9 protein-coding genes are annotated in these 16,534 nt (G+C 65.3%); 5 read left to right on the top strand and 4 right to left on the bottom strand.

Features of this window, described 5'->3' with window-relative positions:
• The first annotated feature begins 13 nt into the window (after positions 1–13).
• Both AAE027_RS11130 and AAE027_RS11125 read left to right on the top strand, forming a co-directional pair.
• Entirely contained in the window at positions 14–1,096 is a 1,083-nt protein-coding gene (locus AAE027_RS11130; protein WP_370988057.1) for a glycosyltransferase family 1 protein, read from the top strand.
• A complete protein-coding gene (locus AAE027_RS11125; protein ID WP_370988056.1) occupies positions 1,093–2,160 on the top strand; it encodes an endo-1,4-beta-xylanase in 1,068 nt (355 codons plus the stop codon). Before AAE027_RS11130 ends, AAE027_RS11125 begins: the two co-directional genes overlap by 4 nt.
• Positions 2,161–2,243: 83 nt before the next feature.
• Here AAE027_RS11125 and AAE027_RS11120 read toward each other — a convergent pair whose 3' ends face one another.
• The 3 genes from AAE027_RS11120 to AAE027_RS11110 all read right to left on the bottom strand — a co-directional run bounded on the left by AAE027_RS11120 (position 2,244) and on the right by AAE027_RS11110 (position 7,549).
• Complete coding sequence (locus AAE027_RS11120) at positions 2,244–3,194, bottom strand: DUF6492 family protein (RefSeq protein ID WP_370988055.1); 951 nt, start codon at positions 3,192–3,194, stop codon at positions 2,244–2,246.
• 94 nt (positions 3,195–3,288) lie between these two features.
• Entirely contained in the window at positions 3,289–4,083 is a 795-nt protein-coding gene (locus tag AAE027_RS11115) for a protein-L-isoaspartate O-methyltransferase family protein (protein WP_370988054.1), read from the bottom strand.
• Between the two features lies 1 nt (position 4,084).
• Positions 4,085–7,549, bottom strand: a complete 3,465-nt coding sequence (locus AAE027_RS11110; protein ID WP_370988052.1) for an ATP-binding protein — start codon at positions 7,547–7,549, stop codon at positions 4,085–4,087.
• 136 nt (positions 7,550–7,685) lie between these two features.
• On the opposite strand from AAE027_RS11110, the gene AAE027_RS11105 reads away from it, so the two are divergent.
• The 3 genes from AAE027_RS11105 (at position 7,686) to AAE027_RS11095 (ending at position 15,384) form a co-directional block, all read left to right on the top strand.
• Positions 7,686–14,144, top strand: coding sequence for an amino acid adenylation domain-containing protein (locus tag AAE027_RS11105; RefSeq protein WP_370988051.1), 6,459 nt, complete (start codon positions 7,686–7,688; stop codon positions 14,142–14,144).
• Between the two features lie 132 nt (positions 14,145–14,276).
• Complete coding sequence (locus AAE027_RS11100; RefSeq protein WP_176945470.1) at positions 14,277–14,450, top strand: hypothetical protein; 174 nt, start codon at positions 14,277–14,279, stop codon at positions 14,448–14,450.
• 202 nt (positions 14,451–14,652) lie between these two features.
• Positions 14,653–15,384, top strand: coding sequence for a 4'-phosphopantetheinyl transferase family protein (locus AAE027_RS11095; protein ID WP_370988050.1), 732 nt, complete (start codon positions 14,653–14,655; stop codon positions 15,382–15,384).
• 107 nt (positions 15,385–15,491) lie between these two features.
• On the opposite strand, the gene AAE027_RS11090 is transcribed toward AAE027_RS11095, so the two are convergent.
• Positions 15,492–16,517: a histone deacetylase family protein gene (locus AAE027_RS11090; RefSeq protein ID WP_091884056.1), complete on the bottom strand. Its 1,026-nt coding sequence runs from the start codon at positions 16,515–16,517 to the stop codon at positions 15,492–15,494.
• Positions 16,518–16,534 lie beyond the last annotated feature (17 nt).

Below are 16,534 nucleotides of genomic sequence, written 5' to 3'. Positions count from 1 at the left end.
TGATGTGACTGACATGGACGTTGCCGAACGAACACGGGCGAAGCCGACCTCTCGGCCGCATCGCGGCGCTGACGCGCCGCTGGTTCCGGCAGCCCCAGGCATGACTGGCAGGATGGTCCTCAACCTCTTCTTCGAAGAGCGGGACGACCGCTGGTTTCCGGGCGACCGCCACCTCCGGCCGCTGCTACGGCGCTTGCTGCTGGGCAAGTCCTACATCAGCGGCCAGCGGCGCGTGCTGCTCAATCTGTGCGCGGGCCTCGATCGGCTCGGCATCCGCTATCGCGTCAACGACTATCGCTACATCCAGAAGCATCCCGAAGAACTGGCGTGCATCATCGGCCGGCCGTTGGTGCTCGACTGGTTCAAGTGGAAGAACCCGCTGCTGCTCGGCGTCGCCATGTACGACCACCCGATCGATGCGCCGGAGAGTCTGAAGGACCTCGACGTAAAGCGCGTGCTGGTGCCATGCGCCTGGTACGCCGACATGTTCCGTCCGCACTGGCCCCATGTCGGCGCCTGGCCCGTCGGCATCGAGACCGATTTGTGGACGCCAGCGCCAACCGAGCAGAAGAGCGTCGACGTGCTGCTCTATGACAAGGTCCGCTGGGATTACGGACGGTACGATGTGGAGCTAATCGAGCCGATCCGCAGGTATCTCGAAGCGAGCGGCCGCTCCGTCGAGGTGATCCGCTACGGCTACTATAAGGAAGACGACTACAAAGCGGCGTTGGCGCGTTGCCGCAGCATGGTCTTCCTCTGCGAACACGAGAGCCAGGGCATCGCCTGCCAGCAAGCGCTGTCGAGCGGCGTCCCTGTCTTTGCCTGGGATCGCGGCGGGCCGTGGCAGGATCCAAAATATTTCCCGAACAAAGTGAGGTTCGACGGCGGCGTATCCTCAGTGCCCTACTTCGACGCACGCTGTGGCATGACCTTCACCGATGCGGACGGCTTCACCTCCGGTTGGAACGGCTTCTGGTCGCAGGTCAGCGCCGGCGGCTTCACGCCGCGCGACTATGTGCTGGACAATCTGACACTCGAGAAAGGCGCGCTTCACTATTACGAAATCGCCGAAGCTGCGATGCAGAACCACGCGTGACGAGGCTCGACAGACGCGAATTCCTGCTCGGCAGCGCCGCGACGCTCGCGACGGGCGCATCTGCGTCGGCCGCGCCGGCCTCGAAACGTGCCCAGCGCCGTCCGGGCTATGGCGCGGCGGCCACGCTATGGGACCTGCAAGCCGATCCGCGGCTTGGGGACGCCATCAGCACCTATTGCACGCAGGTGGTGCCGGTGCTCGAGCTGAAATGGCCGATGCTGCGGCCGGACGCGCACACCTTCGCCTTCGAGCGCGCCGACGCGATCCTGGATTTCGCGCGAGACAACGATCTGACGATGCGCGGCCACGCGCTCGCCTGGTATCACGACATTCCGGACTGGACCAAGCAGATCAAGGACGGCAAGGGCGTCGAGCGCGCCTTCGTCGACCACATCAGCACCGTCGTTTCCTATTACAAGGACAAGCTGACGTCTTGGGACGTCGTCAATGAGCCGATCCCGGACAATCCGAAGAAGATCACCGATCGGCGCGACACGTTCTGGACACAGCATCTCGGCGAGCGCTGGATTCCGCTGGCCTTCCGCACCGCCGCCGCGGCCGACCCCTTCGTCAAGCTCGCGATCAACGAATACGACATCGAATCGGCCAAGGACTCCTTCATCGCCAAGCGCGCGGCGTACCGCAACCTGATCATGGATCTGCTCGACCGGGGCGTTCCGCTTCACGCCGTCGGCTTGCAATCGCATCTGCATGCCGAGCTCGAGATCGACACGCACGGGCTTGCCGAATTCGTCACCGAGCTGCGTTCCTGGGGGCTCGAGGTGCTCGTCACCGAGCTCGACGTTGACGATCAGAAGCTGACGGGGAGCGCGGCGGAGCGCGACGCCATCGTCGCCAAGCGCGTCGACGATCTGCTGACGGCGATTTCGACCAGCGGACCGGTGCGCTCGATCCTGACCTGGGGTATCTCGGATCGCTACAGCTGGATCAACGGCACCTTCGCCCGCAAGGACAAGCAGCCGAACCGTCCTCTGCCGCTCGACGGCGAGTTCAAGCCGAAGCCGTTCATGGACGTGATCAGCAAATTCACGAAGGATGCTTGAGCGCGCTATTGTTTGAGCATGATCTTTCCGGAAAACCGCTGCACACTTTGCGCGAACGCGGCCCTTCGGGTCCGGATCATGCTCTAACGCGCCTTCGGCACCTCGAATGTGGCCACCTCTCCCATATGGTCGGGAGACAGGCTCGGCGCGCGCCGGTCGCGCGAATTCAACCGGAACACATCCCGGATGTCGTCGATCGAGGTCGACGAATAGGACTGGATGCAGAGCGCGACCTGTTCGGGCGAGGCGGCGCGCATCATCGCTTCGATGGCCGGACGGTCGAGGCGCGTGTCGTCCCAGTGCGAGACCGCGATGCTGTCTTCCGTGACCTGATGCGCAGCCAGATGCGCGGGCGAGCTCGCGACGAAATGGCCATAGAGCAGGTACTCGGAAAACTTCTTCTTCCGGCACAGCGCCAGGACCCAGTTCAGCCCCGTCGCCGCCTTGATGGCGCCGGTCATCGCGCGCGCGGTGTCTCTGTCCCACACCAGCGCGTTGCCGACATAGTCGTCCGCGGGGAAGGACCGGTCCTTCACGCCGAGGAGCTGATCGACGGTGCGCAGCCACAGGGCGTGCAGCGGCGCATCGGCAGCGATGGCCTCCGGCGTGACGAAGAGCGGCGTCTTCTCACCGCCGGCGTATTGGCCGACGTCGAATTCGCGGAAGAACAGATTGTCCGAATCCAGGATGCAAACGCGCTGCTCCGGCGCATTGAGGACGCCGGCGATCTTCAGGATCTGCTGGATGTGCCAGCCGTGCACCGGTGACGAGAGCAGCGAGAGCCAGACGCGGCGGCTGCTGATGAACTGGAGGGCCGGCGGCAGCGCGAAGAGCCATTTCGGCAGGTAACACGAGGCCGGGACGATGACGCGCTTGTCGGAACCGAACGGCTCGAACAGCGGCACATCCTCATCGTTAACGAGAACATAATGCCGCGTGTATCCCGAGAGCCAGGTGTCGATGCTCTCGCTGAGCAGCGAAAAGCGCTCGATATCCTTGGCGTAGCTGGCGGTCAGCAGGGCAACGGAATGCATGGGCGCGCTCGAATGGCAGTCAGGCCGCAGTCATAGCCGCGTCAGGACGCGTTGGATACGTCCATTCGCAATCAAGGTAAAATGAAACGAAGTATTAGCCATCGGCCGGCAGCCCCTGTTCGATCCTGCGAAAGCGCAGCGGCGCCAGTGCGGAGGCGCGTTGCCACCAATCGGCGACGCGGTCGTCGAGGGCGGACACGCCGCGGCCCTGACCGGGAAAGATCCGGATCTGCTGAACCGCCTCGGCTTCAAAACCCCTGCCCTTGCGCGTGATCTTGAGGGCGGCACCTTCGCGGTCCCGCTGCGTCAGCGGCACCAGGAGGCGGCCGCGCGGACGGAGCTGCTCGAGCCAGAGTGGGTGCGGGTGCGAGAAGCCGGCGTGCACGATGATCACGTCGGCGAGTTCGCTGATCTTCTCACATCCATCGCCATGGACCACCTCGACATTGCGACAAGCGCGGAGGTGACCCGTAGCGCGCTTCGCAAGCCGCTCGTCGCATTCGATTGCAAGCACCCTGCCCTTTGGGCCGACGATCTTCGACAGCACCGCGGAAAAATAGCCGAGCCCACAGCCGATCTGAACCACCCGGTCCTTCTCCCCGACCTCGAGCACGTCGATGAAGTGCGCCCACAGGCTCGGCAGCCCGGTATCCAGCTTGCGGCGCGCGTCGATCGCGACCAGCACATTGTCGTAGAGATGTATGGGATCGGCGCCCGGCGTCAGCCGATAGCTGCGCGCCGTCGCGCTCTTGATGCGCCAGGGTCCCCTTGGCAGAAAACCCTCGCGCGGGACGGTGGCGAGCGCTTCGAGCAGGCGCTTTGAGGCAATCCGCTCGCGCTTTGCGATTGTCTCGGCGTAACGCGCACGCGCTGCGGCAAGATCGCTCATGTCAAGGGGCGGCCTGCTCGCGGACGAGCGCGTCCGCACCGAGCTCGTCGACCAGCTGCATCGCCTGCTTCAGGTCCGGCGTGTAGAAACCTTCGCTGAACTTGCCGACGATGGGCACGAGCAGGAGCCTTGCGTGCTCGCGCCTGCCGGCCTGATGCGACAGCCGCGCGAGGCTGACGGCGGTACGAAGCTCCCAGGACAAGGCGCCCTGCTTGCGCGCGGTCTCCAGCGACAGGGCGAACATGTCCTCGGCCTCCCGCACTGATGCCGGGTCGCCATCCGACAGCGTGATCTCGCCTTGCAGGCGATAGACTTCGGCGAGGTAGGAGTGATCGCCGGTCCGTCTTGCGGTCGCGAGCGCGCCGTCCAGTGCCCGCAAGGCGGCATCGCGCATCCCGACCTTGGCATAGGCCTCCGCGAGCAGGCAGCGGAACCAGCAGCCAGCAAGCCAGGAATCCATCGCCTCATACTCGTCGAGACCAAAGCGCATCTGGCTGAGGCCTTCGTCGGCTTCGCCGAGCTGAGCCAGCGCCCAGCCGCGCAGGATCGCCGCCTGCTGCTTCCAGTGCAGGAAATTGTGCTCGGTGGCGATGATCATGGCGCGGTTGGCGTGATCACGTGTGCCCTCGACGTCGCGCAGATGCTGGCAGAGATAGGCGCCGAACATGAGCGCGAAAGCGAGCGTGAAGGGATGGCGGATCTTCTCGGCGTTCGCGATCGCCTGCTCGCTGTGCTGGCGCGCCGCGTCGGGATGGCCGAGGAACCAGAGGAGATAACCGAGATAGGAGAGCGAGACGACGCCGGGATCGATGCCGTGGCGCTCCATCAGATCGGAGTGCAGATCGGGGCTGTAGAGGTTGATGCAGCGGTGCAGGTGATGCTGGGCGGCAGCAAAGCGGCCGCGATAGAGCATGGTCATCGCGATCGCGCGGTGCGCCTCGATCAGATAACCGGTTTGCTGCGACGGCTGCGCCCGCTGGTTCAGCCGCTCGCGCTTGGCGAATCTCAACAATTCGACGCTGAGATCGTGCGCACGCGTGAGATCGGCACGGATGAAATGGCACACCCAGAGCCCGCGCGTGGCGGCGAAGGTCTTTTCGTCGTCGTCGAGCTGGTGGCCGAGCTCGAGCGCGCGGATGTAGTTCTCCTCGACCTCCTGCACGGCATAGCCTTTGGCGGCGATCAGCGCGTTGCCAAGTGCGATCCGCAGCTCGAGCTCCATCTCGTCGGCGCCCTGCATGCGCCCATTGGCCTGCACGACGCTGAGGCCGCGCCGCAAATGACCGATCGCTTCCAGATTGGCGCCGCTCTTGGCCGCCTGCTTGCCGGCCTTGAGCCAGAAGCTGGCGGCGCCCTCACTCTGGCCGGATTCGGTCAGGTGATGAGCGAGCAGCTCCGGTTCGCGCTCTGTCTTCTCCGGATACATCTCGGCGAGCACCTGGGCGATCCGGGAATGCAGCTTGCGGCGCTCGCTGTGCAGCAGGCTCGCATGCGCGGCGTTCTGGATCATCACGTGCTTGAAGGAGTAGAGCGCGTCCGGCGGATGGCCGCGGCGCATGATCAGGCCCGCCTGCTCCAGATGATTGAGCGCGGCTTCGATCTGCTCGGCGGGCGTGTTGGCGACTGCGTGCAGCGTCTCGTAGGAAAACTCGCGACCGATTGTGGCGCCGATCTGTGCGATCCGCTTGAACGGACCCATCCGGTCCAGCCGCGCCATCAGCGAGTCCGTCAGGGTCGCCGGGATCGCGAGCTGCCGCCACGGGCCCGACAGCACGTAGCGCCCGTGCCGCTCGGTCAGGAGGTTGGATTCCAGAACCGTCTTGGTCAGCTCTTCCAGGAACAGCGGCACGCCGTCGGTCTTGACGATGATCTCCTCGACGACTTCCTTAGGCAACTCTCGTCCGGCAACGCGCTCGACCAGCGTCGTGCGCAGCTGCCGGCTCAGACGGTTCAGCACCAAAGTCGTGACATGCGAATGCGCGTTCCAGCTCGGCTGGAATTCGGATCGCGCGGTAATGATGACCAGCATCGGCCGGTTCTGCACCCGGTCGACCAGGAGGTCGATCACCTCGCGCGAGGTCGGGTCGATCCAGTGCAGGTCCTCGAACACAATCACCAGCGGCATCTCGCGCGCAAGGCCGAGGAAGTGATTGACCAGCGCCGCGACGGTCGCATCCTTCTGCTGCTGCGGCGAAAGGTCGAGCCGCGGATAGCGGTCGCCGGTCGGTATCGACAGCAGCGCGGCAAACAGCGGCGCGACCTGATCGACGTCGCCATGCGCGGCGGCGATCGCGGTTTCCAGACTCGCCAGCGACTGCGTGGACGCATCCTCGCGGTCGAGACCGAGGGAGAATTTGAGCTGCTCGACGAACGGATGGAACGCCGTGGAGGTGTAGTAAGGCGAGCACTGGAGCGAGACTTGTCCATGCCGATCGCCGGATATCCGCTCAAAGATTTCCTGGATGATGCGTGACTTGCCGATGCCGGGCTCGCCGAACTTGACGACGACCTGGCCGTCGCCGTCCTTGACCTGCTGCCAGCGCCCCATCAGCAGCGCGATCTCCTCCTCGCGGTTGACGAGCGGCGTTAGCCGCGTGCCCATGGCAGCGGCGAAGCGGGTCTCCACCCGCGAGGCGCGCATCACGTGCCAGGCTTGCGTCTTTTCGGAGATGCCCTTCAAGTCATGGACGCCGAGATTGCGGTAGTCGAACTTCCCCTTCAGCAGCGCTTGTGTCGAGGCGGAGATCACGACGCCGTTGGGCGGCGCCAGGCCTTGCAGGCGCGCGGCGAGATTGACGGTTTCTCCGACCGCGGAATCGCGCTCTTCGGTGCCCTGTCCGACGAGATCGCCGACCACGACGAGACCGGTCGCGATCCCGATGCGGACGGCGGGCGAGTGGCTCAGCGCACCACGTGGCTCGGTCGCGCGCGCGCTCGACAGCACTCGCACGATCTCGAGCCCGGCGCGCACCGCGCGCTCGGCGTCGTCCTCATGAGCGGTCGGATAACCGAAATAGACCAGGATACCGTCGCCGACGAAACGGGCGGCAAAGCCCTCGTAATGCTTGACCACGCGGACACAGGTTTCGCGGAAGCCCGCGATCATGTCGCGCACGTCTTCCGGATCGAATTGAACCGAGAGCGAGGTGGAATCCACCATGTCGCAGAACATGGTGGTGAGCTGACGCCGTTCCGCGCCAACCTCCGCCCGCGCTTGCGGAGGCGCCACTGCCGCCGACGGCTCCGCCGTTTCAGCCTGGAATAGCGCCGACATGGCTCGCTGAAGCCGCTTGCGATCACCGAGCGGCAATCCGAGCTCGACTAGATCCGACTCGGTCAGGTCCGCCACGACGTCGAGATCGAGACGGTGCTGCGCGAACAGATCAGCGTAGTGGCCGAGACCGATGCCCTCGAGCCAGCGCTTCAGCCCGCCCTCCGTTCCCGTACCCGGCTCGTTCTCCAGCATGGTGATTTCTGCCCGACCATCACTCCGTCCTAGGGCTTTGGACCCCTCAACCACAGATTTTGGGGCCCGAACTTCACCTCAGACTGGACGCGTTCCCTAACTCCTGGAAAGAATAGCTCAATCAGATCAAAAGGGAATGGCGTTGTCGGACATTGCATCCGGAGCGAAACGGGAATCGGAAGGCGTAGGCGCCGAAATCAGGTCCTTTGCCCATATCGGCGGCCTTCTCGATTTCCATGCGCGGAAGATGCCGGCGGCACCCGCCCTCCTCGCCCCGGGCCGGCCGGCCCTCAGCTACGGCGCACTGGGCGAATTGATCCAGCAACTTGTCCGTACCTTACGTGGGCTCGGCATCGGTCACGCAGACCGCATCGCCGTCGCGCTGCCGCGCGGCGCCGACAGCGCGCTGGCATTGATCGCAGTCGCCTCGAGCGGTGCCTGCGTCCCCATCAATCCCGATCTGACCGCGGACGAGCTGCAGCGCTATTTCAGCGAACTGAAGCTGACGGCGCTCGTGACCCGGGCCGACATGAACTCGGCGAGCCGCGACATCGCCAAGGCGCTCGACATCGCGGTCATCGATTTCGTGGCGGGGCCGGTGAACGATCTCGCTGGCTGCGCGTTCATCGGGCCGACGATCGGGCCGGCAAATTCCAGCGGCACCTCGCGCGGCGACGACGATGCGTTCATCCTGCTGACGTCAGGCACGGCGGCGCGGCCGAAAATGGTGCCGCTGACGCATCGCAATGTGTGCCTGTCCGCCCACAACGCCGGCCGCGTGCTGTCGCTCACCTCCCACGATCGCCTGCTCAACGTCCTGCCGCTGTTTCACGCCCATGGTCTGATCTCCGGCCTGCTGACGGCGCTGGCCGCAGGCTCCAGCGTGATCTGCACCGAGGGTTTCGACGCGTCGTCCTTCTTCAGTTGGATGCGGGAGCTGCAACCGACCTGGTACACGGCGGTGCCGACCATTCATCGCGCGCTGTTGACTGCGGCGGAAGCTGATCCGGACCGCGTCCGGGCATTGTCGCTGCGCGTGATCCGCTCGGCCTCAGCTTCGCTGGCGCCAGCGATACTCGAAGGGCTGGAAGCGACGTTCGGCGTTCCCGTGCTCGAGACCTACGGCATGACCGAGGCGGCCTCGCAGATCGCGGCCAACCCGTTCGAGCTGCGCAAGGTCGGATCGGTCGGCCGCGCGGCGGGCCCGGAGATCACGATCATGGACGAGACGGGCCGCGCAGTCGCGAGCGGCACGCATGGCGAGATCATGCTGCGCGGCCCCAACATGAGCCGCGGCTACTACAATGACGCGGCGGCGACAGAGGCCGCGTTCCGCAACGGCTGGTTCCGGACCGGAGATCTCGGCTATCTCGACGCCGACGGTTATCTCTTCATCGTTGGCCGCATCAAGGACGTCGTCAACCGCGGCGGCCAGAAGATCTCACCGCTGGAGGTGGAAGAGGTCCTGCTCAGCCATCCGGCGGTGCTGGAGGCCGGCGTGTTCGCCGTCCCGCACGACAAGCTCGGCGAGAACGTTGCGGCCGTCGTGGTGCTGCGGCCGAATTCCGCGATGACCTCGGACCAGTTGCGCCAGTTCGCGCGAAAGCGGCTCGCTGCCTACAAGGTGCCGAGCCTGATCCGCAGCGTCACCGCGCTACCGAAAGGCGCCAGCGGCAAGGTCAAGCGCAATGCGCTGGCCGCGCTGATCGCAACATTGGACGGCTGCGACGAGGCCCGGCTGCCGCGCAATGCGCTGGAGACCCAGCTCGCCGCGATCTGGGCCGGTCTATTGGAGCTGCCGCAGGTCGGCGCCGATCAGGACGTCTTCGCGCTCGGCGCGGATTCGCTCGCGGTGACGCAGATGCGCTCGCGCCTGCGCGAACGCTTCAACGTCGATTTCTCGTTCGAGGACATTTTCGACTGTGCCACGGTCACGGCTCTTGCGGCCCGGCTCGAGACCGCCGCAAGCCACCGCGAGGCGGCGCTGCCGGCATGGCGCAAGGCCATAGACGCGGACGCACCGCTGTCGTTCCAGCAGCAGCGGATGTATTTGCTCTCGCGGCTCGATCCGACCCACTACAATTACAACGTCGCCGAAGTCGCGCTTCTCAAGGGCCCGGTCGACGTCGCGGCCCTTCAGGCGGGCCTCGCGGCGATCTGCGTGCGCCACGAGGCGCTGCGCGCGGTTTTCATCGAACGGCAGGGCGAGCCGGCGCAGCTTGTGCTGCAATCGCCACCGCAGTTCGAGCGGATCAAGCTCAAGCCGTGCCCTGCGGACAAGCGGACCGCAGTGATCCGGCGCGAGGCGCTCAAGCTCGCGCAACATCCGTTCGATCTTTCGCACGCACCGCCGCTCAAGGTGACGCTGCTGTCATTCGACAAGACGAGCCACGCGCTGGTGGTCAACGTCCATCACCTCGTCACCGACGGCTGGTCGCAACGGCTGTTCTGGCAAGAGCTTGCCGCCCATTATGCGGCCGCGCACAAGAGGAGCGCCGCCGCGCTGCCGCCACCCGCCTTCCAATATCGCGACTTTGCGCTGTGGCAGCAGAGCTGGGCGCAGACGCCGGCGGCAAAGGAACAGCTCGACTATTGGCGAACCCAGCTCGACGGCGTCACCATGCTGCCACTGCGAACCGACCGGCCGAGGCCGGAGATCTGGAGCGGCCACGGCGCCCGTCACTACCTCGAATTCTCAAGAACTCTGTCGGCCGACCTGCGCACGCTCAGCCAGAACCAGGGCGTCACGCCGTTCATGACGCTGCTCGCCGTGTTCCAATGCCTGCTGTTTCGCCACACCTCGCATGAAGACGTCGCCACCGGCTCGCTGATCGCCAATCGCAACCAGATCGAAAGCGAGCGCCTGATCGGGCTGTTCGCCAACACTCTGGTCCTGCGCAACGATTTCAGCGGCGATCCGAGCTTCGGCGAGATGTTGCGGCGGGTGCGGCAGGTCACGTTGGACGCCTACCGCAACCAGGATCTTCCGATCGAGGAGGTGTTGCGCGCGCTCCAGGTCGCGCGCCGCAGCGACGGCAATCCGCTGTTCCGGATCATGTTCATCCTCCAGAACGCCTCGATCGAGGCGGCGCGCTTCCCGGGCCTGTCGACGCGGCGGCTGGAAGTCGATCCGAAAGTCGCGCGCTTCGACATCACGCTCGAACTGGTCGAGGCCGACGGCCGTTTCACCGGCTTCTTCGAATACGCCACCGATCTGTTCGACGCGGCGACGATCGACGGCATGGCCGCCCAGTTCAAGACCCTGCTCAAGGCGGCCATCGCCAATCCGGAGCAGCGCATCTCGCGCCTGCCGCTGCTGACCGAGGCCGAACGCCGGCAATTGCTGGCGAAAGGCCGGGGCGTGCCGGCCAATTTCACCACGCGCGGCAATTTGAGCGAACGCTTCGATCGTCAGGTCAGGACGACACCGAACGCTATCGCGGTGTCGGACGGACGCACGTCCCTGAGCTATCGCGAGCTGGCGCGCCGCAGCCAGGCGGTCGCGCGCTGGCTGACCCGCGAGGGCGTTGGTGCCGAGAGCGTGGTCGCCTTGCTGGCGGAGCGCGGGCCCGACCTGCTCGCCGCGATGATCGCGGTGCAGCGCGTGGGCGCGGCCTTCCTCAATCTCGATCCCGACCAGCCGACGGCACGGCTCGCGACCATACTCGGATCGAGCTGCGCCCGCGTGCTGCTGACCGGGCGGGCTCAGTCCGCCATGGTCGAGACGCTGATCGATCCGCTGGTCGAGCGCATCCATGTGGCCGAGCTCGAAGACGCGATAGCGCCAGGGACGACCAAGCCGGCCCGCGCCGCACCGCGCGCCGCCGCGAGCCTAGCTTATCTCGTCTATACCTCCGGATCCTCCGGCACGCCGAAAGGCGTCATGATCGAGCAGCGCGGCCTGTCGAACCATCTGGCCTCGCTCATCTCCGAGCTCGGGCTCACGGCCAGGGACGTGATCGCGCAGACCGCTCCACAGAGTTTCGTCATTTCAGTCTGGCAGTTCCTCGCCGGGCCCATGGTCGGCGCACGCGTGCATATCTGTGGCAACGCGACCATGCAGGACCCGATCCTGTTGGCGCAGGAGATCGAGCGCGAAGGCGTCACGGTGCTCGAGATCGTTCCCTCGCTGTTGCGGGTCGTCGTCGAACGGATGAACGAAGCGCGGGTCCAACGCGCCTTCTCCAAGTTGCGGCTGCTGATCTCGACCGGAGAGCCGCTGCCCGTCGATCTCTGCCACGCCTGGTTCGCCCGCTCCCCGAAAGTGCCGCTGATCAACGCTTATGGCGCGTCGGAATGTTCTGACGACGTCTCCCTGCATCGCCTGACCAAGGCGCCGGCAATCGCGACCGGCAACGTTCCGGTCGGCGCGCCGCTGCCGAACACCCAGCTCTATGTGCTCGATACAAACCTCCGGGCGCAGCCGGTCGGCGTGACCGGCGAGCTCTGCATCGGCGGCGCTGGCGTCGGCCGCGGCTACATCAACGATCCCGCCCAGAGCCGGCAGCGTTTCATGCCCGATCCGTTCACGCGCCGGGCGGGCGCGCGGCTTTACCGGACCGGCGATCTCGCCCGCCGCCGCGCTGACGGCACGATCGAATGCCTCGGCCGCGCCGACCATCAGGTCAAGATCCGTGGCTACCGAATCGAACTCAAGGAGATCGAGAGCGTACTTGCCGAGCATCCGAATGTGCGCGCCGGCATCGTCGAGCCGCGTCGCGAAGCGAGCGGCGATGTCAGACTGATCGCTCATATCGTCGCAAGGCCCGGCAGCACGAGCAGCGCCAGCGAGCTGCGCGAATTCCTGAAGGGCCGGCTGCCGGGCCACGCCATCCCGTCCGCATTCCTGTTCCTCGATCAGGTGCCGCTCAATGCCCATGGCAAGCTCGACCGGTCCGCACTACTGGCGCCGGCGCAGCAGGACGTGTCCGGACCGGATGCGGCCGTGCCGGCGCGGCGCTTCACCGAGAAGGTGCTCGCCGACATCTGGATCGACCTATTGAAGGTCGAGAGCATCAGTGTGACCGACAATTTCTTCGATCTCGGCGGCCATTCGCTGCTCGCGGGACAGGTGAAGGCGCGCGTCGCCCGTGCGCTCGGCGTGTCGCTGCCGATCAAGACCATCTTCGAGGCCCCGACGATCGAAGCGCTTGCCCGGCAGGTCGACGCGGCGGTGGCGGCGAAGCCGCGCAAGCCTGCCGCAAGCGGGATAAGGCAGACTGAAACGAGGCTGGCCGGCAGCAGTCCTCCGGCGCTCTCGATCGCACAGGATCAGATGCTGCGGATCGAGCAGAACCTGCCGGGGCTGCCGCTGTTCAACCTGCCCTTCGCCTTTCGCCTCCAGGGCCCACTCGATCGGGACGCTCTGGCGCAGGCGATCGATGATATCGTCCGCCGGCACGACGCGCTGCGAACCAGTTTCGACTGGAACGGCGAGGAGCCCGTCAGCCACATCGTCGCGCCCGGCACCCTCGGCCGCGTCCTGGCCAATGAGGTCATCGGCGATGGTCTTCCCCACAACAACAAGCGGCGCAGGGCTCTGGAGCTCAGGAAGATCGATCTCCTGATCGAGCAGGAAACCTATACCCCGATCGACATCACGCGCGCGCCGCTGTTGCGCGCCCGGTTGTTGCGGCTCCACGACGACGATCACGTGCTGCTGCTGACGCTGCATCACGCCATCGTCGACGGCTGGTCGATCGGCGTGCTGTTCGAGGAATTGTCGATCCGCTATGCGGCGCTGGCCGGATATCCGTCGGTGCCGCTGCCGAAACTGCCGCCGGCCTTTTCGGACGTCGCGCGCTGGCAGCGCTGGTGGTGCGGCACCGACGCGGCCCGCCGCCAACTCGCCGACTGGACCGAGAATTTGCGCGGCGCGGCGCCGCTCTTCGATGGCGAATCACGGCCGGGTGCGTCCACCGGGCATCATCCGGTGAGCCTCGAGCGTGAGCTGATCGGCCGGCTCACGGCTTTCGCCGGCCGGCATAACGCCACTCTGTTCATGTGCCTTCTCACCGGCCTGAAGGCGTTGCTGCTGGCGCGAACGGGGCGCACCGACATCGTGGTCGCCACCGCCATGGCCAATCGCGCCCAGCCGGATACTGACCGAATCGTCGGCCCGTTCGAGAACACGGTGATCGTCCGCACGAAAATCGCGCCGGAGCTGTCGTTCGTGCAAGCCTTGGCGCGGGTGCGCCAGAACGTGCTGGACGCGCATGCCCGGCAGGAGCTGCCGTTCAACATCCTGGCCGAACATCTTGAGCGGGAGGGGGTAGATCCGGCCTCGCTGTTCCAGGTCTATTTCACCTTGCAAAATCCGCTGCGCCAGCCGCTCGATCTGCCCGATCTCGCGACAGAATCGATCGGCAACATCGCTCGCGAAGGCCAGCCGGTGCTGCCGATCGACCAGACCTGGCTGTCACTGATGCTCAAGGAACGCCCGACCGGAATCACCGGTTCATGCAATTACAAGCGGGAGCTGTTAGACGGCCGCATGGTCGGCGCCTGGATGGAGGATCTCGTTGCGTTGCTGGCGGCGGCGATCGCCGAGCCCAGCGCGCCTCTCGGCAAATTGCTCGACCGCAGAGCAGCCTGATTTCAAGCCGGAGGAAAACGCCGGCTCGTCGAAGCTGTGAATGATCCAGTTGCATCTTGATTATTTGGCGCCGCCGCGCAAGATTGTTCGCGGGCTTTGATTTGCACGATTATTTTCAACCGGGGAAATGTTATGGGTTTCATCAAATTTACGAAGAAGACCTCGCTCAGCGAGGAGGACCGCAAGGCACTGCGAGAGCTGCTCAACTTCGAGAAAGACAAGCTCAAGCTCGCGCTGAAGGATGTCGACGACAGCCTTAAGGCTCTGCGCGGGGCCAAGAAGAAATCCAGGAAGAAGAAAAAGTAAGCGTCGGCCGGGGACGCCGCACGATTGTTTAAAAATCGACCACTCGCCTGTCGAGTTGGGGTCTCGCACAAGCTTGCGTCTGTAAACCGGCCAGCAATCGACAAGAATTCGCCCGAGTGGACCGCTAGAAGCGGTCTGCTCAATTGATTCTTGCGTCCCGCGCCGGGGGATTCCCTCCCGCCTGACGCCAAAGGCCTCATTGATGGCAGACGACGGAATTGAACTGTTTGTCGGACTGATCGAGACCATCGACGCGCCGGGGGCGGTCGATGCGTGCCGACGCCTGCTTTCGGCCGACGAACAGATCCGCGCCGACCGTTTCATGTTCGAGCGGCATCGACGGCAGTATATTTTCGCGCACGCCATGCTGCGCATGGCGCTGTCGCAGGTCGCCTCCAACGTTGCGCCCTCCGACTGGTCCTTTGCGGCCGGCCGCTATGGGCGGCCGTTTGTCGCAGCGCCCAAGACCTCGACCGCGCTGCATTTCAGCCTGTCGCATGCCGACGGCTGCGTCGCCTGCGTCGTGTCGCGGCATGAGGCCGTCGGCGTCGACGTCGAAACCGTGTCCCGGCGCGTCGCGCCGTTATCCACCGCGCTTCGCTTCTTTGCGCCAGAGGAAGTCGAAACCTTGCGCGGATTGCCGGAGCCCGCCGCGATCGACCGCTTCTTCGACTATTGGACGCTCAAGGAGGCCTACCTGAAAGCCAGAGGCTTTGGGCTCAACTTGCCGCTGGACGCCTTTGCGATGCAGGTATCGCGCGAGGGCATCGAGATCAGCTTCAAGCCCGATATCGCCGACGATCCGCATGGCTGGCGCTTCTCGCTGTGCTCGCCATCGCCATCACATCGCCTCGCGATCGCCGACGGCTCCCGTGCGCACGGCGGCCTTCCCATCAGCCGCAATGCCTGGCCGCTCCAGGAAGCGGCTGAATGACGACCTCGCGGCTGCGCGTCTGTCGAGGTAATGACGTGTTTTCCGGCCTCTGCCCGCATCCGCCTTCGCCAAAGGCTTCGGCGGGCAAGGGCGGTAAAAGGCGGAGATCACCGCGCCTCTTCGAATCCTGCCAGCACAGAAGTCAGGTTCGCGCCTAAAATATCCGAGAGATAGCCGCCCTCCTGCACGAATACAGTCGGCAGGCCCATTTTCGCGATGGCCTGGCCGATGCGGCGGAAGCCCGGCGTGGTGACGGCCAGTCCCTTCAGCGGGTCGTGCTCGGAGGCATCGAGACCGAGCGCGATGACGAGGGCGCCAGGCGCAAAGGACTCGATCGCCTTGCGCGCGACGTCCAGCGCCTGGATGTAGCCGTCATCGCCGGTGCCGATGGCCAAGGGAATGTTGAGATTGGTGCCGAGGCCGGGGCCCTCGCCACGCTCATGGGCATAGCCCCACACGAACGGATAATACGCAATCGGATCGGCATGGATCGAGATCGTGTAAACGTCCGGTCGCGCATAGAAGATGCCCTGCGTGCCGTTGCCGTGATGGACGTCGACGTCGAGGATGACGACACGCTCATGCTTCTGCCGCAGATGCGCCGCTGCGATCGCGCTGTTGTTGAGGAAGCAGAAGCCGCCCGCCATGTCGCGATAGGCGTGATGGCCCGGCGGACGGCAGAGCGCATAGGTCGCATCCTCGCCGTCCATCACCATCTGCGCCGCGGTGACTGCAACGTCGGTCGCGGCACAGGCGGCCGCCCACGTGCCTGGCCCGATCGGCGCGGCGGTGTCGGCGGTGTGCCAGCCGAGCTTGCCGACGATGTGGGTGGGATAGGTCGCGGCGTGGCGCACCGGATGGATGTTGCCGATCATCTCCGGCCCGGAATCGCCGAGCGCAGTCCAGGCATCCCAGGCTTCGCTCAGGAACGACAGATATTCCGGACTGTGGATGCGCGCGCGCGGGCCCTGCCCGAATTTCGTCGGCTCGACCAGTTGATGCTTGCCGTCCTTCAATCCCTTGAGCAGACGGTCGGCGCGCTCGGGCTGCTCGGTGGTGCGCTTGACGACACCGCGAACCAGGAAGAATTGCGGATCATGGCTGCGATGAAGTTCGGTATGGACGGCTTTCACTCAAACACTCCGTGGGT

The organism is Bradyrhizobium sp. DN3 (assembly GCF_041357655.1).
Lineage (GTDB): Bacteria > Pseudomonadota > Alphaproteobacteria > Rhizobiales > Xanthobacteraceae > Bradyrhizobium.
Note: the sequence above shows the minus strand (reverse complement) of the source record. Positions and strands in the feature narration are given on the sequence as shown.

Coding starts and splice junctions, on each gene's coding strand:
- AAE027_RS11130 (WP_370988057.1), top strand. CDS start 14: ATGGACGTTGCCGAACGAACACGGGCGAAGCCGACCTCTCGGCCGCAT.
- AAE027_RS11120 (WP_370988055.1), bottom strand. CDS start 3,194: ATGCATTCCGTTGCCCTGCTGACCGCCAGCTACGCCAAGGATATCGAG.
- AAE027_RS11115 (WP_370988054.1), bottom strand. CDS start 4,083: ATGAGCGATCTTGCCGCAGCGCGTGCGCGTTACGCCGAGACAATCGCA.
- AAE027_RS11110 (WP_370988052.1), bottom strand. CDS start 7,549: ATGCTGGAGAACGAGCCGGGTACGGGAACGGAGGGCGGGCTGAAGCGC.
- AAE027_RS11105 (WP_370988051.1), top strand. CDS start 7,686: ATGGCGTTGTCGGACATTGCATCCGGAGCGAAACGGGAATCGGAAGGC.
- AAE027_RS11100 (WP_176945470.1), top strand. CDS start 14,277: ATGGGTTTCATCAAATTTACGAAGAAGACCTCGCTCAGCGAGGAGGAC.
- AAE027_RS11095 (WP_370988050.1), top strand. CDS start 14,653: ATGGCAGACGACGGAATTGAACTGTTTGTCGGACTGATCGAGACCATC.